The 22,426-nt window shown below is 61.1% G+C and carries 18 protein-coding genes; 8 read left to right on the top strand and 10 right to left on the bottom strand.

Annotated elements, in window-relative coordinates; translation table 11 throughout:
- Position 1: 1 nt before the first annotated feature.
- The 4 genes from BG455_RS04400 to cysD form a co-directional block, all read right to left on the bottom strand.
- Positions 2-2,665 (bottom strand): cation-translocating P-type ATPase, encoded by a 2,664-nt coding sequence (locus tag BG455_RS04400; RefSeq protein ID WP_071468738.1) that lies wholly within the window; start codon positions 2,663-2,665, stop codon positions 2-4.
- 18 nt (positions 2,666-2,683) lie between these two features.
- Entirely contained in the window at positions 2,684-3,436 is a 753-nt protein-coding gene (locus BG455_RS04395; RefSeq protein ID WP_071468737.1) for an SDR family NAD(P)-dependent oxidoreductase, read from the bottom strand.
- 192 nt (positions 3,437-3,628) lie between these two features.
- Positions 3,629-5,527 carry a sulfate adenylyltransferase subunit CysN gene (gene cysN, locus BG455_RS04390; RefSeq protein ID WP_071468736.1) on the bottom strand — a complete coding sequence of 633 codons (1,899 nt, stop codon included), beginning with the start codon at positions 5,525-5,527 and terminating at the stop codon, positions 3,629-3,631.
- On the bottom strand, positions 5,527-6,429 hold the full coding sequence (cysD, locus tag BG455_RS04385) for a sulfate adenylyltransferase subunit CysD (protein WP_071468735.1): 903 nt from the start codon (positions 6,427-6,429) through the stop codon (positions 5,527-5,529). Before cysD ends, cysN begins: the two co-directional genes overlap by 1 nt.
- Positions 6,430-6,524: 95 nt before the next feature.
- On the opposite strand from cysD, the gene BG455_RS04380 reads away from it, so the two are divergent.
- Positions 6,525-7,430, top strand: coding sequence for a helix-turn-helix transcriptional regulator (locus tag BG455_RS04380; RefSeq protein WP_170124708.1), 906 nt, complete (start codon positions 6,525-6,527; stop codon positions 7,428-7,430).
- A 61-nt stretch (positions 7,431-7,491) separates the two neighbouring features.
- Here the strand turns inward: BG455_RS04380 and BG455_RS04375 are convergent, their stop codons facing one another.
- Positions 7,492-8,991, bottom strand: coding sequence for an alpha/beta hydrolase (locus tag BG455_RS04375; protein ID WP_071468733.1), 1,500 nt, complete (start codon positions 8,989-8,991; stop codon positions 7,492-7,494).
- A 186-nt stretch (positions 8,992-9,177) separates the two neighbouring features.
- Here BG455_RS04375 and tig point away from each other — a divergent pair, with 186 nt between their 5' ends.
- Entirely contained in the window at positions 9,178-10,512 is a 1,335-nt protein-coding gene (gene tig, locus BG455_RS04370) for a trigger factor (RefSeq protein WP_071468732.1), read from the top strand.
- Positions 10,513-10,598: 86 nt separating this feature from the next.
- Here the strand turns inward: tig and ilvN are convergent, their stop codons facing one another.
- Together ilvN and BG455_RS04360 are read right to left on the bottom strand one after the other, a co-directional pair.
- Positions 10,599-11,159 (bottom strand): acetolactate synthase small subunit, encoded by a 561-nt coding sequence (ilvN, locus tag BG455_RS04365; protein WP_071468731.1) that lies wholly within the window; start codon positions 11,157-11,159, stop codon positions 10,599-10,601.
- Between the two features lie 9 nt (positions 11,160-11,168).
- A complete protein-coding gene (locus tag BG455_RS04360) occupies positions 11,169-12,923 on the bottom strand; it encodes an acetolactate synthase 3 large subunit (protein WP_071468730.1) in 1,755 nt (584 codons plus the stop codon).
- Positions 12,924-13,257: 334 nt separating this feature from the next.
- On the opposite strand from BG455_RS04360, the gene BG455_RS04355 reads away from it, so the two are divergent.
- The 4 genes from BG455_RS04355 (at position 13,258) to parE (ending at position 17,693) form a co-directional block, all read left to right on the top strand.
- Positions 13,258-13,572, top strand: coding sequence for an ArsR/SmtB family transcription factor (locus BG455_RS04355; protein ID WP_071468729.1), 315 nt, complete (start codon positions 13,258-13,260; stop codon positions 13,570-13,572).
- Between the two features lie 54 nt (positions 13,573-13,626).
- On the top strand, positions 13,627-14,679 hold the full coding sequence (locus tag BG455_RS04350) for a permease (RefSeq protein WP_177190870.1): 1,053 nt from the start codon (positions 13,627-13,629) through the stop codon (positions 14,677-14,679).
- A gap of 146 nt (positions 14,680-14,825) precedes the next feature.
- Complete coding sequence (locus BG455_RS04345) at positions 14,826-15,602, top strand: hypothetical protein (protein WP_071468727.1); 777 nt, start codon at positions 14,826-14,828, stop codon at positions 15,600-15,602.
- Positions 15,603-15,743: 141 nt separating this feature from the next.
- A complete protein-coding gene (gene parE / locus BG455_RS04340; protein WP_071468726.1) occupies positions 15,744-17,693 on the top strand; it encodes a DNA topoisomerase IV subunit B in 1,950 nt (649 codons plus the stop codon).
- A gap of 421 nt (positions 17,694-18,114) precedes the next feature.
- Here the strand turns inward: parE and fmt are convergent, their stop codons facing one another.
- Genes fmt through def (BG455_RS04325) form a run of 3 tightly spaced genes read right to left on the bottom strand, consistent with a single transcriptional unit; the run spans position 18,115 to position 20,043 of the window.
- Entirely contained in the window at positions 18,115-19,005 is an 891-nt protein-coding gene (fmt, locus tag BG455_RS04335) for a methionyl-tRNA formyltransferase (protein ID WP_071468725.1), read from the bottom strand.
- A gap of 25 nt (positions 19,006-19,030) precedes the next feature.
- Positions 19,031-19,525, bottom strand: coding sequence for a peptide deformylase (gene def, locus BG455_RS04330; protein ID WP_071468724.1), 495 nt, complete (start codon positions 19,523-19,525; stop codon positions 19,031-19,033).
- On the bottom strand, positions 19,522-20,043 hold the full coding sequence (gene def, locus BG455_RS04325; RefSeq protein WP_071468775.1) for a peptide deformylase: 522 nt from the start codon (positions 20,041-20,043) through the stop codon (positions 19,522-19,524). Before def (BG455_RS04325) ends, def (BG455_RS04330) begins: the two co-directional genes overlap by 4 nt.
- Before the next feature lie 99 nt (positions 20,044-20,142).
- Between def (BG455_RS04325) and BG455_RS04320 the strand changes: the two genes are divergently transcribed.
- Together BG455_RS04320 and BG455_RS04315 are read left to right on the top strand one after the other, a co-directional pair.
- Positions 20,143-21,315 (top strand): MalY/PatB family protein, encoded by a 1,173-nt coding sequence (locus tag BG455_RS04320; RefSeq protein WP_071468723.1) that lies wholly within the window; start codon positions 20,143-20,145, stop codon positions 21,313-21,315.
- 87 nt (positions 21,316-21,402) lie between these two features.
- Positions 21,403-22,383: a glutathione S-transferase family protein gene (locus tag BG455_RS04315; RefSeq protein WP_071468722.1), complete on the top strand. Its 981-nt coding sequence runs from the start codon at positions 21,403-21,405 to the stop codon at positions 22,381-22,383.
- The last annotated feature ends 43 nt before the right edge of the window (positions 22,384-22,426 follow it).

Raw genomic sequence — 22,426 nt, 5'->3', positions numbered from 1 at the left:
GTTATTCCCGCGCCGCCCTCATATCCGCGCCCAGCCGCTTCCACAGGCTGGCGGCGTGTTTGTCGACCTCCAGCACCAGCAGCAAGATGACCCCTGCAAGCGCGCATTGCGCGATCTGCCATGGGCCAAGCGCGACTGTGTCAAACAGCGCCTGCATGAAGGGCAGATAGGTGAAGCCCGCTTGCAGCACGACGACAATGGCCACGGCAAGCAGCACGGCTGGCGTGCCTTTCACGCCTTGCCAGCTGATCGACCAGCCATGCCGGTAGCGCACGGAAAACAGATAGAACACTTCCATTGCCACAAGCGTGTTCAATGCCATGGTGCGCGCCTCATCCAGACCGGCACCTTGCATTTGCGCCAGTGCGAACTGGCCGAAAATTCCCATCGCGAACAGGATCGAGACAAGAAACACCCGCCACAGGATGAAGCGTGACAGGATCGGGGCATTGGCGCGGCGGGGGGGCTGGCGCATGATCGCGGCCTCGGGGCGCTCGAAGGCCAGTGACATGGCAAGCGCGACAGAGCTGACCATATTCACCCAGAGTATTTGCAAGGGCGTGATCGGCAGCATCAGCCCGAACAGCACGGCAATGATCAGCGAGATCGACTCGCCGCCATTGACGGGCAACAGAAAGGTGATGACTTTTTTCAGGTTGGCATAGACCGTGCGGCCCTGTTTCACTGCCTCGGCGATCGAGGCGAAATTGTCATCTGCCAGCACGAAATCCGACGCCTCGCGCGCGGCCTCGGACCCTTTCTGGCCCATGGCAATGCCGGCATCGGCGCGTTTCAGGGCAGGGGCGTCATTCACCCCGTCCCCTGTCATGGCCACAACCTGCCCGCGCGCTTGCAGCGCCTCAACCAGCCGCAGCTTGTGTTCGGGGCTGGTGCGGGCGAAAATATCGGTGCGCTTGATCGCGGCTTCCAGCGTGGCGTCATCCATCTGGTCAATCTCGGCGCCGGTCAGGGGCTGGTCGGTCTGGCGCAACCCGATCTGGCGGCCAATGGCGGCTGCGGTGCCTGCATGGTCGCCCGTGATCATCTTGACCGAAATGCCCGCGCTGTGACACTCGGCCACAGCGGCGATGGCCTCGGGACGGGGCGGGTCGATCAGGCCGACCAGACCCAGCAAGGTCAGCCCGCTGGCGACCGCATCATGGGACAGATCGCCACTTTCCAGCGGCATTTGCGCAAGGGCCAGAACGCGCTGGCCGTCATTGGCGATGTGCTGCGCGGCGCGGTCCCAATAGGGTTTGTCCAAGGGCGTGTTGCCCTGCTTGCCCAGTTGGGTGTCGCAATGGGCCAATATGCGTTCCGGTGCGCCCTTGAGCAGCACCATCCCGTCATGCAGCACCGCCATATAGCGGTAGCGGGCATCGAAAGGGATGCTGGCGCGCGGGTCGGGGCGGTTTTCAAACTCGGCCCCCAGCTTGCCTGCGAAAGCCAGAAGTGCGCCTTCCATCGGGTCGCCTTCGACCCGCCAGCCCTTGTCACCCTGCACAAGCGCTGCGGTGTTGCACAGTGCCGCGACCTGCGCCATTGCCGCAAGGATGTCTTGATCGCCGCCCTTGACCTCGCCCTCGGGCGCATAGCCCTGGCCTGTGATTTCGACGACTTCATGCGCTGTCACGGCACTGGCGACCATCATTTCATTGCGCGTCAGGGTGCCGGTTTTGTCCGAACAGATGGTCGAGACTGCCCCCAGTGTTTCAATAATCGGCAGGCGGCGGATGATCGCATTGCGCCGCGCCATGGATTGCACGCCAATCGCCAGCGTCACTGTCAGAACAGCGGGCAGCCCTTCGGGAATGGCGGCCACGAACAGGCCCACCACGATCATGAACGCTTCGGCAAACGGCATGTCGCGCAGGGTCAGGGTAAAGGCCAGAATGCCAGAGGCCAGCACAAGGATGAACCCTGTCAGGTATTTTGCAAACACCTCCATCTGGCGGATCAGGGGGGTTTTCAGGCTTTGCACATTCGACATAAGCGTACTGATGCGCCCGATTTCGGTTTGCTCGGCCGTGGCGGTGACCACGCCGCGCCCTGTCCCTTCGGCCACCATCGTGCCGCTGAAGGCCATGGGCGCGCGGTCGCCCAGATCGGCATCGGCCGCGACCGCTGCCGTGGCCTTGCGCACAGGCACCGACTCGCCTGTCAAGATTGCCTCTTCAACAGTCATGCCAGAGACTTCGATCAGGCGCAGATCGGCGGGCACCTTGTCGCCTGCTTCCAGTATGACAATGTCACCCGGCACCAGATCGGCCCCCGCCACCGCCATGCGCTGGCCTGCGCGAATGACATTGGCCTTGGGCGCCAGCATGTCGCGCAGCGCGTCAAGTGCGGCTTCTGCCTTGCCTTCCTGCACAAAGCCGATCACGGCATTGATAATCACCACTGCCATGATCACACCTGTGTCAATCCAGTGCCCCAGCAGCACGGTAATGACCGCCGCCGCGATCAGTACAAGAATCAGCAGGTTGTTGAACTGGCGCGCAAGCCGCGCCAAGGGGCCGGGGCGCGGGGCGGCTGGCAGAATATTGGGGCCATAGGTGTCAAGCCGCTTACGCAACTGTGCAGCGTCAAGCCCCTTGGGTGTGGCGTCCAGCGCGTGCAAGACATCTTCGGCGGAACTGGCCCAAGGCGGCGGGGTATGCGTCATGATATGTCCGTGTTTGCGTCAGGGTGCGGTAAATCCACCATCGGCCAGATGATAACTGCCGGTGATGAAGCTTGCACGGTCTGACAGCAAGAAGCACGCCAGCGCCGAGATTTCCTCGGGGGTGCCGATGCGGCCCATCGGGTGCAGGTCTGCCAGCCCGTCCAGCATCTCTTGGCTCAGGTTGTCGGTCAGCAAGGGCGTCTGAACAAATGCCGGGCCGACCGAGTTGATGCGCACGCCTTTTTGCGCGTATTCCATCGCGGCTGTCTTGGTCAGCCCCAAAACCGCATGCTTGGACGCCACATAGGCGGATGAATTGGCAAAGCCCACCGACCCAAGGATTGACGCCATGTTGACAATGGCCCCCCCGCCCGCGCGTTCCATCGCCGGAATCTGGTAGCGCATGCCATAGAACACGCCATTCAGGTTGACAGTGATAACCTGTTGCCATGCATCAATCGGGTATTCGCCAACAGGGGCCTGCGCGCCGCCAATGCCTGCGTTGTTCACGGCCAGATGCAGCGCGCCGGTCTGGTCTTCGGCAAAGGCCACCAGCGCCTCCATCGCGCTTGGGTCCGAGACATCGGCGGCGAAAGGGGCCGCTTTGCCGCCACGATCAAGGATGGTTGCGACAGTGCTGGCACAGCCATCTTCCTTTAGGTCCGAGACGATGACAAAAGCGCCGCTTGCGCCAAGTTCCAGTGCAATAGCCTCGCCAATCCCAGAGGCGGCCCCTGTAACGATGGCGGTTTTTCCTGCGAAGTTGAACATATCTTGCCCTCCTGACCCGTGTGAAGATTTGCGAGCATCTGACGGACCCTCGCAAGCGGCATCATGGCGGATCAATCACACGCAGTCTTTGCGCTGGCGCAAGTCTTGCGGGAAATATGACATATTCAACAGCATGTCGCGCTGACCCCAAAGGCATTTTGGGGTCAGGCGCCTGTCATGCACCGCAAAAGATTATGGAATAAGCGCCGCGATGATCAGATCGGCGGCTTGTTCGGGGGTCGTTTGCGTCGTGTCGATACGGATCTGCGGGGCCTCTGGCGGCTCGTAGGGGGAATCGATGCCAGTAAAGTTTTTCAACTGCCCTGCGCGCGCTTTCGCATACAGCCCTTTCACATCGCGGGCCTCTGCCTCTTCCAGCGGGGTGTCGATGAAGATTTCCATAAACTCTCCCGGTTGCATCATGGCGCGCACCATCTCGCGCTCTGACCGGAAGGGCGAAATGAAGGCGGTGATCACAATCAGCCCTGCATCGGTCATCAGCTTTGCCACCTCGCCCACGCGTCGGATATTTTCCACGCGGTCGGCATCGGTAAAGCCCAGATCCTTGTTCAGCCCGTGGCGGACATTATCGCCATCCAGCAAAAAGGTGTGGCGGTTCATGCGCGCCAGTTTCCGCTCGACTAGGTTGGCAATGGTGGATTTCCCCGACCCTGACAGACCCGTCATCCACAACACCATCGGTTTTTGGTTTTTCAGACTGGCGTGATGGGTGCGGCTGGTATCGGTTGCCTGCCAATGGATATTCTGCGCGCGCCGCAACGCGAAATGGATCAGCCCCGCGCCAACTGTGCGGTTTGTCATCTTGTCGATCAGGATGAAGCCCCCCAGATCGCGGCTTTCAGCATAGGCGGTGAACGGGATGTCGCGGTCGGTGGTGATATTGGCCACGCCGATGGCATTCAGGTCCAGCGTTTTGGCGGCCAGATGCTCCATCGTGTTGACATTCACCTGATATTTCGGCTGCGCCACAGTCGCACTTACCGTTTGCGGCCCGATTTTCAGCCAATAGGCGCGGCCCGGCACCAGTTCTTCCTCATCCATCCAGATCACACTGGCCTCGAACTGGTCGGCCACTTCGACAGGGGCGTTTGCCGCTGTGATAACCTGCCCGCGCGAACAGTCGATTTCATCTTCAAAGCATAGTGTAATGGCCTGTCCGGCCACGGCCATGTCCAGATCGCCGCCATGGGCCACAATGCGCGAGATGCGCGAGGTCTTGCCAGAGGGCAGCACGCGAATTTCGTCGCCCGCATGAATCTGCCCTGCGGCAATGGTGCCAGAGAAGCCGCGGAAATCCAGATTGGGGCGGTTGACCCATTGCACCGGCATGCGAAAGGCGTTTCGCTGGTTGGCACTTTGGTCCAGTTCCACCACTTCCAGATGTTCCAGCAGAACCGGCCCTTCAAACCACGGTGTCTGGTTGCTGCGCGTGGTGATATTGTCGCCCGCCAGCCCCGAAATCGGGATAGGCGTGAAATCGACAATGCCGATACTCTCGGCGAAGGCGCGGTATTCGGCCACGATCCGGTCAAACACAGCGCGGTCATAGCCCACCAGATCCATCTTGTTCACCGCCAGCACCAGATGGCGGATGCCCAGCAGATGCGCCAGATAGCTGTGCCGCCGCGTCTGGGTCAGCACACCCTTGCGCGCATCAATCAGGATCACAGCCAGATCAGCGGTGGAGGCACCTGTCACCATGTTGCGGGTATATTGTTCATGGCCCGGTGTATCGGCCACGATGAATTTGCGTTTTTCGGTGGAAAAAAAGCGGTAGGCCACGTCGATGGTGATGCCCTGTTCACGCTCTGCGGCCAGCCCATCGACCAGAAGGGCGAAATCAATCGCATCTCCTTGGGTGCCGACGCGCTTGGAATCGGCCTCCAGCGTGGCTAGCTGGTCTTCAAAAATCATCTTGCTGTCATACAGAAGACGCCCGATCAGCGTCGATTTCCCGTCATCCACCGACCCGCAGGTGATGAACCGCAGCATGGTCTTGTGCTGGTGGGTGTCCAGATAGGCATCAATATCTTGGGCAATAAGGGCATCGGTTTTGTAAATCTCGGTCATCAGAAATATCCTTCCTGCTTCTTCTTCTCCATCGAGGCGGCTTGATCATGGTCAATAGCGCGGCCTTGGCGTTCCGATGTGGTGGTCAGCAGCATTTCCTGAATGATCTGGGGCAAGGTCTGCGCGCGGCTTTCGACTGCCCCTGTCAGCGGGTAGCAACCCAAAGTGCGAAACCGGATCGAACGCATGACAGGCGTTTCGCCCTTCAGCGGAAAACGGTCGTCATCGACCATCAGCATCAGCCCGTCGCGGATGACAGTGGGGCGCTCTGCCGCGTAATACAGCGGCACAATCTCGATATTTTCCAGATGGATATATTGCCAGATGTCCAGTTCCGTCCAGTTCGACAGGGGGAAAACCCGCATCGACTCGCCCTTGTTCTTGCGGGCATTGTAGGTGCGCCACAGTTCTGGCCGCTGGTTTTTGGGGTCCCAGCGGTGGCTGGCGGTGCGGAAGCTGAAAATGCGTTCTTTCGCGCGGCTTTTCTCCTCGTCGCGGCGCGCACCGCCGAAAGCGGCGTCAAAGCCATGCAGGTCCAGTGCCTGTTTCAGCCCTTCGGTTTTCCACATATCGGTATGCAGCCCGCCATGGTCGAACGGGTTGATCCCTTGGCGCTGCGCGTCGGGGTTTTGATGGACCAGCAATTGCATGCCTGCCGCGCGCGCCGCACGGTCGCGCAGCGCATACATGTCGCGGAATTTCCATGTTGTATCCACATGCAGCAGCGGAAAGGGCGGGGGCGAGGGGTAAAAGGCTTTTTTCGCCAGATGCAGCATAACCGCACTGTCCTTGCCGACCGAGTACAGCATCACAGGCGCATCGGCCTGTGTGACCACCTCGCGCATGATGTGGATGGCTTCTGCCTCAAGGCGTTGTAAATGTGTAAGAGTATGGCTGGACATAACGACTCCGTCCTAAGGTTTAAAACTGTTGTTTGCCGAATACTGTTGCGGTAATGCCTGCGCACCTCCCATATGGGAGGTGGGTTGGGGGTTTCGTGATTACACCACAAGACACCGAGGTTTTGATCGCCATGTCGCAGGCAGGGGCAGACGGGGGCAACTGGCCGCCGATGCTGCGCGCGCTGGCCGCGCATTTGCAGGCCGATGGGGCACGGTTCTATATGCCAGCGCAGGTCTGGTCTGAGAGTGACGCGCAACTGGCGCCCATGCCTGAGGTCTTTGTGGGCCTGCGTCTTGGGCGGGTCTATACGGGCGAAGAACTGCTGGACCGCGCCCCGGCACTTGGGGGGGCGGCGTCTGATTATCGCGCCATAGGGGTGCGCCTGCCGCAGGGGGTGGGCTGGTTGATGCTGTCGCGCCAGCGCGGGGATTTCAGGGCAATGGACAGCGCCGCGCTGGCCGCGCTGGCCCCGCATCTGGAACAGGCGTGCAAGATTGCGGCAAGCACTGCGCATATGGCACAGCGCGCAGCACAGGCGGAAGATATCGCGCGCCGGATGGGCGTGGGATGCGTGGAATTTGACGCACGCGGCCAGCCGCAACCCCGCGACGCTGTCGCGGCAGAATTGCTGGCGCAACTGCCCCGCATGCCCACCCTGCCGCGCGATATGGGGCAGACGATGCTGCTGGCGCTTGCGCCCGATCTGGAGCTGTTGTGCCACCGCGCTCCCGATGGGGCGGTGCAGGGGGTCTTGCGCGCAACCCGCCAGCCTTTGCCCCCGCCCCCGGACCTTGCGGCAGCGCTGCATCTGAACCTGTCCGAGGCGCGTCTGGTGCGCGCCTTGGCACAAGGGGCCAGCCTGTCCGAGGCGGCACAGGCGCTTGGCCTGACACCACAGACAGCGCGGTATTATTCCAAACAGGTCTATGCCAAGTTGGGCGTGCGCGGACAGCCCGACCTGATGCGCCGCGTCTGGACCAGCGCGTTGGTTCTGGGCTGAGGGGGCAGGTGCTGCGGGGGTCTTGTTTCAGTGTCACCCGTCTTGTGCCAAGGGGCGCAGCTTAGAACGCGCCCGCGTCAAACATCGGGAATGTGACCCCCAGCGCCCAAGCCAGCACCAGCCCAAGCCCCAACCCGCCTGCCGCAGGCAGGCCGGTTCTGCGCCCCACCCAGCCCGACATTGTGCCAAACAGCAAAAAAAACAGCACAATTACCGGCAGGATGATCAGCAGGAAAAACAGCGCCTCGAAATTCAGCGCAACGGCCAGCCCGAGAGAGGCCAGAAATGCCACCCGTGCCAGCACCACGCGCCACAGCCGCGCCTTGCCGCCCTGGGTTAAAATGCCATCGGCCAGCAGAAACGGAACCGCCCCCAGCGCCAGACCCGCAATAATGACCATGCGGCCCGAATGGGGCAGGAAGGACGCCACATAACGGTCGATCACGCCGCCAAGAACAGCGATCCCGAACAGCGCAACCGCAGCACCCACCCACCAGATGCGCGCAGGAAACTGGCCTTGGAACTGCCCCCAATGCCACAACAGCGCCAGCGTCATCAGCCCGTACAGCCCCAGATGCAGCACCAGATAATCTGCAACAAGCACAGGCAGCACGCGAATCTCGAACGGGGCAAGGGCAAGCGGCACCAGCAGGGCAGGGGCCAAGGCCGCGACCAGGACGCGCTTGGCAGATAGGGGCGGCGGGACAGGGCCAGCGCCCGCAGGCAGCGCGCGCGCAAGCGGCCATGCCAGCGCGACTGTGGCCAGCAGCAGCGCCGCGATCCAGCCGCCGCGCTGCGCGACCGGCCCGCTGCTGTCGCGCCCGAAACTGGCATCAAGCCAGTCGCGCGCGGCATGCAGGGCCGTGGCGGAATACAGCACGCCCACATGCTCGACCTTGGGGGCGATGACGGCGCGCCGCCCTGTGCCTTGTGCGGGGTCGCCCACACTGTCGCCTGCGCGGGCTTGCGGGTCGGTCAGGCGCAGCGCCCTGAGCGCCTCTTCGGCCAGCATCGCTTCCCATTCGCCCGCAATGACCAGCAGGTTGCGCGGGGCGTCTGCGGTGACCGCCTCGCTGAACATGGAAATGGCGACGACAGCATCTGCGCGCGGCGCTTCCAGCGCCTGCCGCACAATGATGTCAGAGGCCATCGAATGCCCCAGATAGACCAAGCGCCCATCGGCGCGCGGATGGGCGAGTGCCGCGCGCGCCACACGCGCTGTCTCGTCCATCAGCAACCGCGTGGTGCCGTCAATCGTGGTCACATCGCCCGACATGGGGCGCGGGTTGCGGCCATGGCCTTCAAAATCGAAACTGGCCACAACATAGCCTGCCTCCGCCAGCGTCAGGGCGAAAGGGTCCATCAACTGGCGCGAGCCTGCAAAACCGTGTGCAATGACAACAACCGGGGCCGCGCCAGCGCCATTGCGCAGATACAGCGTGGCGGGTGTGCCCCCTTCAACTGTCACGGGCGTGATCGTCAGGCCCGCGCGGTCCCCCTCCAACTGCCAGATGGACAGCCCGATAATAAGCAGGGACAAAAGGGCGATCAGACGGGGCATATTTCCTCGCAACACAGCTTCCCCCTAGAGTGAGCGCGTTTTCAAGGCAGGGAAAGTGCAAAACGACTCTGCGGGTAGGTTGGAATAAAGAGATTGAGGGTTGATCCTTCGCAGACAGCACCCTAGTAAGGCGCAGATTTCATCAGGCCGCCGCCAGAGCGGCCTGTCATACATGCGAGGATGCTCATGCAAGTGACCGAAACCCTGAACGAAGGCCTCAAGCGCGGCTACACCATCACTGTGACCGCAGCTGAACTTGCGGCGAAAGTCGATGAGAAGCTGGTCGAGGCGCAGCCAGAGATCGAGATGAAGGGCTTTCGCAAGGGCAAGGTGCCCATGGCGCTTCTGAAAAAGCAGTTCGGCCAGCGCCTGTTGGGCGAAGCAATGCAGGACGCCGTTGATGGCGCGATGAACAAGCATTTTGAAGACAGCGGCGACCGCCCCGCGGCGCAGCCCGATGTCAAAATGACCAATGAAGACTGGAAAGAAGGCGATGATGTTGTCGTGGCGCTGAATTACGAAGCGCTGCCCAAGATCGACGCGCCCGATTTCAGCGGCATCGCGCTGGAAAAGCTGGTGGTTAAGGCCGATGACGCCGCCGTGCAGGAAGCGTTGGAGAATCTGGCGAAGAACGCGCAGAATTTCGACGACAAGGATGGCGCGGCCGAAGACGGCGACCAGATCACGATGGATTTCGTGGGCAAGATCGACGGCGAGGCGTTCGAGGGCGGCACCGCCGAAGATTTCCCGCTGGTGCTGGGGTCGGGCCAGTTCATTCCGGGCTTTGAAGAGCAGCTTGTGGGCGTGAAAGCCGGTGAAGAAAAAGCTGTGACTGTGAATTTCCCTGCCGATTACGGTGCAGAGCATCTGGCGGGCAAGGAAGCGGTGTTTGATTGCACCGTCAAGGCCGTGAAAGCCCCTGCCGAAGCGGTGATCGACGATGAGTTGGCCAAGCATTTCGGGGCAGAGAGCCTTGAAGCGCTGAAAACCCAGATCAGCGAGCGGCTGGAAGCGGAATATGCGCAGGCATCGCGCGCCGTGCTCAAGCGCGGGCTGCTGGATGCGCTGGACGCGGCTGTGAATTTCGATCTGCCCCCGTCGCTGGTGGAAGCAGAAAGCAAGCAGATCGCGCATCAGCTGTGGCATGACGCACAGGAAGATGTTGATCAGCATGATCACAGCCATGGCGAAGTTGAAACGACCGAGGAAAGCGACAAGCTGGCCGTGCGCCGCGTGAAGCTGGGCCTGCTGCTGGCAGAGATCGGCCAGAAGGCCGAAGTTGAAGTGACAGATCAGGAAATGACGCAGGCGGTTATCGCGCAGGCGCGTCAGTATCCCGGACAGGAACGCGCATTCTTCGAGTTCATCCAGAAAAACCCGCAGATGCAGCAGCAGTTGCGCGCGCCCATCTTTGAAGACAAGGTTGTGGACCATATCATCGCGCAAGTCGCTGTGACCGAGAAAGAAATCGGCAAGGATGATCTGCAAAAGGCGATTGAAGAGCTGGAAAACGAAGCCTGATTTCCGGCTGACCATGTTTGACCTAATTGAGAAGGGCGGCCCGATGGGCCGCCCTTCAAGTTTTTTGACGGTGCTGGCGCGGGCGCTTACGCGCCCCGCGCCAGAGCGGCCACACCTGTGCGCGCAACCTCGACCAGCCCAAGCGGGCGCATGAGTTCGGCAAAAGCATCGACCTTCTCGGGCGTGCCTGTCATCTCGAACACGAAGCTTTCCAGCGTGGAATCGACCACATTCGCGCGGAAGATTTCGGCAAGGCGCAAGGCTTCGATCCGCGCCTCGCCCCGGCCCTTGACCTTGAACAGCGCCAGTTCGCGCTGCACCGATGGCCCCTCAACTGTCAGGTCATGCACTTCATGCACGATCACCATGCGTTCCAGCTGCGCCTTGATCTGGGTGATCACCTGCGGCGTGCCCGATGTCACAACCGTGATGCGCGACCGGTGGCCCATATGGTCCACCTCGGCCACGGTCAGGCTGTCGATATTGTAGCCGCGCGCGGAAAACAGCCCGATCACACGGGCCAGCACGCCGGATTCGTTGTCGACACTGACCGCAAGCGTGTGGGTTTCGATCAGTTCCGAATTCGGGTCGCGCAGGTCATAGGCGGAATGCTTGGACGAGCCTTTTTTGATTTGCAGAGCAGACATGTTTTTTCCTTACACCAACACTGCGCCAGAAGCACCGATAACGCCCTGCGTCTCGGCGTCGCCCAGAAGCATGTCATTATGGGCATTGCCCGAGGGGATCATGGGGAAGCAGTTTTCGTGCTTTTCCACCAGACAATCGAAAATCACCGGCCCGTCATAGGCCAGCATTTCGCGGATCGCGTCATCCAGATCGGCCTCGTTGTCGCAGCGGATGCCCTTGCAGCCGAACGCCTCGGCCAGTTTGACGAAATCGGGCAGCGCTTCGGACCAAGAGCTTGAATAGCGTTCGCCATGCAAGAGTTCCTGCCATTGGCGCACCATGCCAAGGCGTTCATTGTTCAGGATGAACTGCTTGACGGGGGCGCGGTATTGCATGGCCGTGCCCATTTCCTGCATGTTCATCAGCCAAGACGCCTCGCCCGCGACATTGATGACCAGCGCATCCGGGTGGGCAATCTGCACCCCGACCGAGGCAGGCAGGCCATAGCCCATGGTGCCCAAGCCCCCCGATGTCATCCAGCGGTTGGGGTCTTCGAAGCCCAGGTATTGCGCCGCCCACATCTGGTGCTGGCCCACTTCGGTGGTGATGTAGCGGTCCATGCCTTTGGTCAGCGCTTCCAGCCGCGCAATGGCATGTTGCGGACGGATCGAGGTGGCGCTGGGTTTATAGGCCAGACAATTCACGGCCTTCCATTCTTCAATCTGTTTCCACCAGCGCGCCAGCCCTTCGCGGTTGATCTTGCGCCCGCGTGATTTCCAGATTTTCAGCACATCTTCCAGCACATGCCCCACATCGCCGATGATGGGCACATCGGTATGAATGACCTTGTTGATTGAAGACGGGTCAATGTCGATATGCGCTTTTTTCGAGTCGGGGCTGAACGCGTTGATCCGCCCTGTGATCCGGTCGTCGAACCGCGCGCCGATATTGATCATCAGGTCGCAATCATGCATCGCCCAATTCGCCTGATAGGTGCCATGCATGCCCAGCATGCCCAGCCATGCCTGACCGGATGCCGGATAGGCCCCAAGCCCCATCAGGGTCGAGGTGACAGGAAAGCCTGTTGCCTCGGCCAGTTCGCGCAGCAGTTGGCTGGCCGCAGGGCCAGAGTTGATGACGCCGCCGCCTGTGTAGAACACAGGGCGTTCCGCAGTCTCGATCAACTCGACCAGTCTGGTGATCATCTCGGGGTCACCCTTGACGCGGGGGGCGTAATGGCTGGTTTTGGCCTTTGGCTTTTCGCAATAGGTGCCGGTGGCGAATTGCACATCCTTGGGGATGTCCACCAAAACAGGGCCGGGGCGGCCAGAGGTTGCAACATGAAACGCCTGATGGATCGTTTCCGCCAGCTTGTCGGTTTCCTTGACCAGCCAGTTCATCTTGGTACAGGGGCGGGTGATGCCGACAGTGTCGCCTTCCTGAAACGCATCAGAGCCGATCATGAATGTCGGCACCTGACCGGCAAGCACGACTATCGGGATGGAATCCATCAGCGCATCGACAATGCCGGTCACCACATTGGTTGCACCGGGGCCAGAGGTGACCAGCACAACACCGGGCTTGCCGGTCGAGCGCGCATAGCCTTCGGCGGCATGGATCGCGCCCTGTTCATGGCGTACAAGAATGTGGCGAATGTCGTTTTGCTGAAAAACCTCATCATAGATGGGCAGTACAGCACCGCCGGGATAGCCGAACACCACTTCGACGCCCTGATCCTTCAGGGCCTGAACCACCATCTTCGCTCCGGTCATCTGACGTGTCATCGTTTGCTCCATCCAACGTCGAATTCAAATGCGCTTTAGCGCGGCGGCAGGCATTAAAAAAGCCCCCGTGGGTTTCGGGGGCGCATGGGTTCCTGAGTGGGAGTCCGTTACCGGCCCATGCGCATCTTTCCCACAATCCCTACGAGAGCATTTTCCATTGCCATCCACCATTCGCCAGCATGCCGTAACTAAGCGCGCGATATCCCCGCGTCAATGCCGGAAAAAGGCGAGATTGCGCAAAATGGGCAGATTTCTTTTCATTTGTTGCGCGCGGGCGGGGTAAACCTGTCGGTGGTGTATTTACAAAACCAGTTTTTTAGTTATATTTGGGAGTATGAGCACACAAACCGATTCCGCCGCCGCAGCCCTCGCGGCCCTTGGTCACCCCGCACGGCTGACATTGTTCCGGCTGTTGGTGCGGGCTGGCCCTGATGGGGTGCTGGTGGGGGAAATCGCGGCGCATCTGGATATGCCGCTATCCACGCTTGCGCATCATCTGCGCAGCCTGAAACAAGCGGGCCTTATTGTGCAAACCCGCAAGGGGCGAGAGGTTGAGACGCGCGCGGATATGGACGCCATGCGCGATGTGCTGGATTTCCTGATGAGCGAGTGTTGCAAGGGCGTGCCAGCATTGGCGCGCCAAGATTAAAGCCTCAAAATTAAGCAGTGCGCCAAATATAACCAGAAAGCCGGAGATATAGATATGACCGACCATTCCCTTCCGCAACCCGGCCCTTTGGCGGCGGCGTGGCAGCATTTGTGGCGCAAAGAGCGGCCTTGGGTGGCATTTCTTGTCATCTTGTTGGGGGTGAGTGTGGTTGATCCGGGGCAATTCGGGCCATCTGTGGCGAAAGTGGCAAATGCGCTGGTGTCGATTGCCCCCTTCCTTGCTGTCTCTATTCTGATTGCTGCATGGGCCGGGGCCACAGGGGCAGATAACCTGATCGCAAAAGCTTTTACCGGCGCGCCCGCGATGATGATTGTGATGGGCGCGCTGGCGGGGGGGCTGTCGCCGTTTTGTTCCTGCGGGGTAATTCCGCTGATTGCAGCACTTCTGGCCATTGGCGTGCCATTGGCGCCGGTCATGGCGTTCTGGCTTGCCTCTCCCTTGATGGACCCGTCAATGTTTGTTCTGACAGCCGGTGTGCTGGGGCTGGAATTTGCGATTGCCAAGACGCTGATCGCGCTTGGCATGGGGGTATTGGGCGGCACTGTCGTGCATCTGATCATCCGCGCAGGCGGGCTGAGCGACCCCTTGCGCGAGGGGGTGGGCAATGGCGGCTGCGGCGGCACGAAAGTGCGCGCGCCAAAGCCGCCCGTCTGGGCCTTCTGGCAAGACCCTGCGCGGGTCAGCAAATTCCGCACTGAGGGGGCCAAGACATTCCTGTTCCTGCTGAAATGGCTATCGCTTGCGTTTCTGCTGGAAAGCCTGATGCTGGCGTATCTGCCTGCCGAACTGGTCACGCAGACGCTGGGCGGCACTGGCCTTGCCCCGATTGCGATTGCAACAGTTGTGGGGGTGCCCGCCTATTTCAACGGCTATGCGGCACTGCCGCTGATCGCCACGCTGATGGATCAAGGCATGCAGGCAGGTGCAGGCATGGCGTTTCTGATCGCAGGCGGCGTCACCTCTCTGCCTGCGGCGATTGCGGTCTGGGCTTTGGTCAAGTTGCGTGTCTTTGCGCTGTATATCGCAATTTCGCTGGGCGGCGCGTTCGCAATGGGCATGCTGTTTCACCTCTGGACGCAGGTCTGACACTTCCTGCACATGGTGCTGACTGGGGCTGCGCGCCGCCCGCATGAGTGCGGCGCCGGGTCATATTCACGCACAGGTTTCGTCAAGATATCGCCCTATTCACACAGTAAACACGCCTTCATTATCGCCAGATTCTTGAGGATATTATGCGGATAAGAAATTTTTTGCAGAGCGAAGATGGCGCGGTAACCGTTGACTGGGTGGTGCTGACTGGCTCAGTTGTTGGGTTGGGGCTGTTAAGCGCGGGGCCGGTGCGGGTTGGCGTGGCCGAACTTGGCAATACGATTCAACAAACCCTGTCCGGCGGAAGCGTCGGGCGGCTTTACGACTTTCTTGGCAACAGTTTCGAGCTGGTCTCGGCCAGTTTCGAGAATGGCGATACGAGTGGCTGGAATGTCGGCCGCATCAGCTACACAGAGGCGCTGGGCCATTTCCTTGGCCCTTTCGCAGGGTCCGAAGCCCCGATTGAATATGCCGTGCGCCTGCCCAGTGACACAACGCGCGCAGTGATCGAATTTGACCTGCTGACGCTGGACAGCTGGGATGGCTGGCGCGCAGACAATCTTAACAATGATGTCCATCTTGGCGGGCGTGGTGATGGGGTGGCTTTCCAGATCAATGGGCAGGAAGTGCATTTCAGCGCCTTTACCAGCAACTCGACCCAAAACCCGACCGGCAGTTTTGAACTGAATGGCACCACATATGACGTCAACATCGTTCACCAGCGCGCCGGCTATTTTACCGACAGCACGATCAGTGATAGGCCCGAAAGTTGGCGCGATGGGGTCTGGCGGGTGCAGGTTGTTGCCGATAATCCACCGCCACAGGGCTTTAATTTCGGGCTGAAGGCCACGACCAACCAGCATGTCCGCGATGAAAGCATGGGGCTGGACAATTTTTCGGTCAGGGCGTTTCGGGACTGACATATCTGTACGCCTTGCGTCTTGTGAACGCAAAACGTGCTGGCGGCATCACATAATGCGGCACGGCCCCAACGCCTTGCGACTCTCGCGCGGCAATGGTCTATTGGTGGTGTAATCACCCCTTGTAGAATCGAGCAGCCCATGTCCGACCTGTTGTCGCAATCCGAGAGTTACGATGCCTCTTCCATCGAAGTGCTGGAGGGGTTGGAGCCGGTGCGCAAGCGCCCCGGCATGTATATCGGCGGCACCGATGAACGCGCGCTGCACCATCTGGTTGCCGAAGTTCTGGACAACTCGATGGACGAGGCCGTGGCGGGCCATGCTTCGCGCATCGAGGTGGAGTTGCACGCCGATCATTCGATCACCATCCGCGACAACGGGCGCGGCATCCCGATTGACCCGCACCCCAAATTCCCCGGCAAGTCGGCATTGGAGGTGATCTTGTGCACCCTGCATGCTGGCGGCAAGTTTTCGGGCAAAGCCTATGAAACTTCGGGCGGGTTGCACGGGGTAGGGGCCAGCGTGGTCAATGCGCTGTCAGATCACCTGCGGGTCGAGGTGGCGCGCAACCGTGAACTTTACGCGCAGGAATTCTCGCGCGGCATTCCACAAGGGCCGGTGGTCAAGGTGGGGCCAGCGCCCAACCGGCGCGGCACAACCTTTACCTTTCACCCCGATGCCGAGATTTTCGGGGCGCTGAAATTCCGCCCCGCGCGGCTGCTGAAAATGGTACGCTCCAAGGCCTATCTGTTTTCGGGCGTGGAAATCCGCTGGAAATCCGCGGTCGAGGATGGCGACACCCCGATGGAAGCGGTGTTCCACTTCCCCGGTGGTCTGGCGGATTATCTGAACGAGCAGTTGAAAGGCAATCTGACCTATGCCGACAAGCCCTTTGCGGGCAAGGTGGGCTTTCAGGAAAAGTTCAACCAGCCCGGATCGGTGGAATGGGCGATCAACTGGACGCCCGCGCGTGACGGGTTCGTGCAATCCTACTGTAACACTGTGCCCACGCCCGAGGGCGGCACGCATGAGGCAGGTTTCTGGGCGGCCGTGCTGAAAGGCATCCGCGCTTATGGTGAATTGGCCAATAACAAAAAGGCCGCACAGATCACCCGCGAAGACATGATAACAGGCGGTTGCGCGCTGGTGTCGTGCTTTATCCGAGAGCCGGAATTCGTGGGCCAGACCAAGGACCGCCTTGCCACGACCGAGGCCGCGCGCCTTGTCGAAGGGGCCGTGCGCGACCATTTCGACAACTGGCTGGCCGCCGACCCCAAAGCGGCAGGGGCAATCCTTGATTTTCTGGTGCTGCGGGCCGAAGAACGGCTGAAGCGGCGGCAGGAAAAGGAAACCAGCCGCAAGACCGCCACCAAGAAACTGCGCCTGCCGGGCAAACTGGTGGATTGCTCGGCCACCAACCGCGCGGGCACCGAATTGTTCATCGTCGAGGGGGATTCTGCGGGCGGGTCGGCCAAAATGGCACGCGACCGCAGAACACAGGCGCTGCTGCCCCTGCGCGGCAAGATTTTGAACGTGCTGGGCGCGGCCTCGTCCAAGATGGGGACGAATGCCGAAATCTCGGATCTGTGTCAGGCGATGGGGGTGGGGCTGGGTACCAAGTTCCGGCTGGATGACCTGCGCTATGACAAGATCATCATCATGACCGATGCCGATGTGGACGGGGCGCATATTGCAGCGCTGCTGATGACGTTTTTCTTCACCCAGATGCGGCCCATGATCGATGCAGGCCACCTGTATCTGGCCTGCCCGCCGCTGTTTCGCCTGACCCAGGGGGCCAAGCGCGTCTATGCGCTGGATCAGGCCGAAAAAGACCGGCTGATGGCCGAAGGGTTTGGCGGCAAGGGCAAGGTCGATGTGTCGCGCTTCAAGGGCTTGGGCGAGATGGACGCGAAAGACCTCAAAGAAACCACCATGGACCCCGCCTCGCGCCGGTTGATCCGGGTGTCGGTGGATGACGACCTGCCGGGCGAGACGTCAGATCTGGTCGAGCGGCTGATGGGCAAGAAGCCGGAATTGCGGTTCCAGTATATTTCAGAGAATGCGCGGTTTGTGGAGGAGTTGGATGTGTGACTGGACATAAAAAGCCTTGATGAAGACTACTTTACGGAACGGCAGGAATATCTTTGCGCGGGATCAAGGGCGTCAGCCCGCCGCGCAAGCGCCGTCGCGCCCCCGAGCGGCGGCGCTTTGGCCACCACAAGCGCATAGCCTGACCGTCATTCGGACATTGCCAGCATAAAGCTCAATAGCCCAACGCGTGGGGCGCCCCCGCGCGCGACGGCCCTTGCGCGGCTTTGCGCTTTGCTTTTTGTGTTTGCGCTTGCGTCAATAGGAAGACCGCTTGCCACAAACCCGCAACGCCTTGGCCACCACAAGCGCATAGCCTGACCGCCATTCGGACATGGCCTGCATAAAGCGCAATAGCCCAACGGGTGGAGCGCCCCCGCGCGCGACGGCCCTTGCGCTCTGGTTCCCCGACGCTGGTCGCAGATCACCCGCGCGCCGCACCCGCCCCGCGCAGCAACTCCTCTGCCGACATCGCGCGTTTGCCTTCGCGCTGGGCTTCCAGCACTTCCACCGCGCCTGTGCCACAGGCCACGGTCAGCCCGTGCAGGAGTGCGCCCGGTGTGCCGTCCCCGTCCACCGCGCGCGCGTTCAGAAGTTTCAGCCGCCCAAGCGGGCTGTCGATCCACACCCCCGGAAAGGGGGAGAGGCCACGGATCTGGCGCGCGACCTCTTCGGCGGGGCGGGTCCAGTCCAGACGCGCCTCGGATTTGTCGATCTTGGCGGCATAGGTGACGCCATTTTCGGGCTGCGCTGTAGCACGCAGCGCGGGCAATTCGGCCAAGGCACGCGCAATCAGCCGCGCGCCCATCTGCGACAGCCTGTCATGCAGGGTCTGGGCGGTGTCCAGCGGTGCAATTGGGGTCGTGTCGCGCAGCAGGACGGGGCCTGTATCCAGCCCCGCTTCCATCTGCATGATGCAGATGCCTGTCTCGGCATCGCCCGCCATGATCGCGCGCTGGATGGGTGCCGCGCCGCGCCAGCGCGGCAGCAGGCTGGCATGGATGTTCAGGCAGCCCAAGCGCGGCGCGTCCAGCGCCGCTTGCGGCAGGATCAACCCATAGGCGACCACCACAGCAATATCGGCCTGAATTTCTGCAAATTCGGCCTGTGCGGCTGCGTCTTTCAGGCTGGCAGGGTGGCGCACCTCCAGCCCCAGGGCCTCGGCGCGGGCATGCACAGCTGTCAGGCGGGGTTTCTTGCCCCGCCCTGCGGGGCGCGGGGGCTGGGTATAGACGCAGACCACGTCATGTTCGGCATGCACGGCCTCTAGTGCGGGGACCGAGAAATCGGGCGTGCCCATGAAGATAACGCGCATTCTGTCGGTCCTTTCTGGCGAGGGGCTAGCCCGATTTGCGGGCGCGGCGCAGCAGCATGTCGCGTTTCAGCGGGCTGAGATGGTCGAAATACATCCGGCCATTCAGATGGTCGATCTGGTGTTGCACGCTTGTCGCCCAGAGATGCACGAAATCGCGCTGCTCGACCTCGCCTGCCGCATTCAGGAACTGAACCGTCACCGCGCGGGGCCGTTCGATCCGCGCCCAGACGCCGGGCAGGTTGGGGCTGCCTTCATCATGGGCGCGCAATTTGGCGCTGGCATGCAGGATTTCGGGGTTGGCCATGCACACCGCTTGCCCGCGCCCCTCTGACGCATCGACCACGGCCAGCCGCAACATCACGCCGATTTGGGGGGCAGCAAGGCCCACGCCGGGCATTGCCTCCATCGTGTCGATCATATCGGCCCAGATGGCGCGGATCTCGTCCGAGATCCCCTCAACCGGCGCGGCGGGGCTGCGCAGCCGCTTGTCGGGCCAGCGGATGCAGGGCCGCACGCTCACCCGCGTGCCTTGTCGCGCTTGAGTTTCTGCATCTTGCGGGTGATCATGCTGCGTTTGATCGTGCCCAGATGGTCGATGAACAGCTTGCCATTCAGGTGGTCCAGCTCGTGCTGGGCGCAGGTGGCCCACAGCCCATCGAATTCTTCTTCATGGGTTTTTCCGTCCAGCCCCAACCAGCGCAGGGTCACCCGCTTGGGGCGGGTGACTTCGGCATAATGTTCGGGAATGGACAGGCAGCCTTCCTCATAGGTGTTCACCTCGTCCGAGGTGGCGATAATCTCGGGGTTGATCAGCGCCATGGGGCGGGGGCTTTCCCCCTCTTCCTTGACGCAATCCATCACGAACAGGCGCTTTAGCACACCGACCTGCGGCGCGGCCAGGCCCACGCCCGGCGCGTCATACATGGTTTCCAGCATGTCTTCGGCCAGTTTGCCGATATCTGTGCTGACACTCTCAATCGGCTGGCACAGCTTCTTGAGGCGCGGGTCGGGGTGGATCAGGATCGGTCTAATGCTCATGACCGGCGATGTAAGCCAAGCCAAAGCGCCGTTCAATGGCTTTTGTGCTTGCACCTTGCGGACAGGCGGGCCAGCTTTGGTGCGAAACGGAGGGCAGACATGAATTTCGACCAGATCATCGACCGGCGCGGCACGCATTCCACCAAATGGGACATGATGGAAAAGCTGTATGGCGTGTCGCCTGACACAGGCATTGCCATGTGGGTGGCCGATATGGATTTCCGCCCGCCGCAAACGGTGCAGGATGCGCTGCAAGCCGCACTGGATCATGGGATTTACGGCTATTTCGGCGATGATTCCGCCTATCGCGCGGCGATCTGCTGGTGGATGGACCACCGCCATGGCTGGCAGGTGGCGCCGGGCGATATTTTCACCACCCATGGGCTGGTCAATGCGGTTGGTCTGTGCCTGCACACATGGACGCAGCCGGGTGACGGTGTGGTTTTGTTCACACCTGTCTACCACGCCTTTGCACGAACCATCCATGCGGCGGGGCGGCGCGTGGTCGAATGCCCGCTGGCGCTGGTGGGGGGGCGCTACGAGATGGATTTCGACGCCGCCGATGCGCAGATGACAGGGGCAGAGCGGATGTTGATCCTGTGCTCGCCCCATAATCCCGGCGGGCGGGTCTGGAGCGCGGAGGAATTGCGCGGAGTGGCAGAATTCTGCGCGCGCCATGATCTGCTGCTTGTCTCGGACGAGATACACCATGATCTGGTCATGCCCGGGTGCCACCACACGCCCATGCCTGTGGCCGCACCCGATTGCGCAGACCGGCTGGTTATGCTGACCGCTGCATCCAAGACCTTCAATCTTGCAGGCACGCATTGCGGGAATGTTATTATTGGGGACGAGGCGCTGCGCCGCCAGTTCGGGGCAACCCTGGCCGCGATGGGCATTTCACCCAATTCATTCGGTTTGCATGCCGTAACGGCCGCCTATTCGCCCGCAGGCGCGGAATGGGTCGATGCGCTATGCGCCTATCTGGATGGCAACCGCAAAGTGTTTGATGACGGGGTGAATGCAATCCCCGGCCTGCAGTCCATGCCGCTGGAGTCGACCTATCTGGCATGGGTCGATTTTTCGGGCACAGGCATGGATGTGGCCGAATTCACTGCAAGGGTGGAACACGAGGCGCAGATTGCCGCCAATCATGGGCCGACTTTCGGCACCGGCGGCACCAGCTTCCTGCGCTTCAATTTGGGCGCGCCGCGATCCGTGATAGAGGACGCAGTCGCACGGTTGCAGCGCGCCTTTGGTGATCTGCAATAGTGCCGCGCACAGGCCCTGCGCATGTGCGCAGCTTGTTATCCCGACGGGTTGGGGCCAAATCAGTCGGGTAGCAAAAGGAGTTTAGCAATGGGCCAACTGGTCAATGGAGAATGGTCAAGCGCATGGTATGACACCAGCAAGACCGGCGGCGCGTTCAAGCGCGATACATCGCGGTTTCGCAACTGGGTCACCGCCGATGGCAGTGCCGGCCCCTCGGGCGAGGGCGGGTTCAAGGCCGAAGCGGGGCGCTACCACCTGTATGTGTCCTATGCCTGCCCTTGGGCGCACCGCACCTTGATCTTTCGCGCGCTGAAAGGCTTGGAGGGGATGATCGATGTCTCGGCAGTGCATCCCGAAATGCTGGATGACGGCTGGACCTTTGGTGATGATTTCGACGGTGCGACCGGCGATAAGCTGTTCGGCTCTGCCTTTATGCGCGACATCTATACCCGCGCCGACCCGCAGATTTCGGGGCGCGTGACTGTGCCTGTGCTGTGGGACAAAAAGCAGGGCAAGATTGTGTCAAATGAATCGGCAGAGATTATCCGCATGCTCAACTCGGCCTTTGACGGGCTGACCGGCAATTCCGACGACTACTACCCCGAAGCCCTGCGCGAAGAGATCGACGCGATCAATGCGCGGGTCTATGACGAAGTGAATAACGGCGTTTACAAATCGGGCTTTGCCACCACGCAAGAGGCTTATGAGAAGGCCGTCTACCCGCTATTCGACGCGCTGGACTGGCTGGAAGAGCGCCTGAGCACGCGGCGCTACCTGATGGGCGACACGCTGACCGAAGCGGATTGGCGGCTGTTCACCACACTGGTGCGCTTTGACAACGTCTATCACCTGCATTTCAAATGCAACCGCCGCCGGATCGTCGATTACCCGGCCCTTTGGGCCTATACGCGCGATCTGTACCAACACCCCGGCGTGGCGCAGACTGTGCGGATGGACCATATCGTGCGGCATTACCATTACAGCCATGACACGATTAACCCCAACCGGATCATCCCGATCAATCCTGTGCTGGATTTCGATGCCCCGCATGGCCGCGCATCTCTGTAAACAGATCACATAAAAACGACTCCCCCTGAGGGTTTTCATGCGC

The sequence above is a fragment of the Roseinatronobacter thiooxidans genome (assembly GCF_001870675.1).
GTDB classification, from domain to species: Bacteria; Pseudomonadota; Alphaproteobacteria; order Rhodobacterales; family Rhodobacteraceae; genus Roseinatronobacter; species Roseinatronobacter thiooxidans.
The sequence above is the reverse complement of the archived record's forward strand: the minus strand, read 5'-3'. Positions and strand labels throughout refer to the sequence as shown.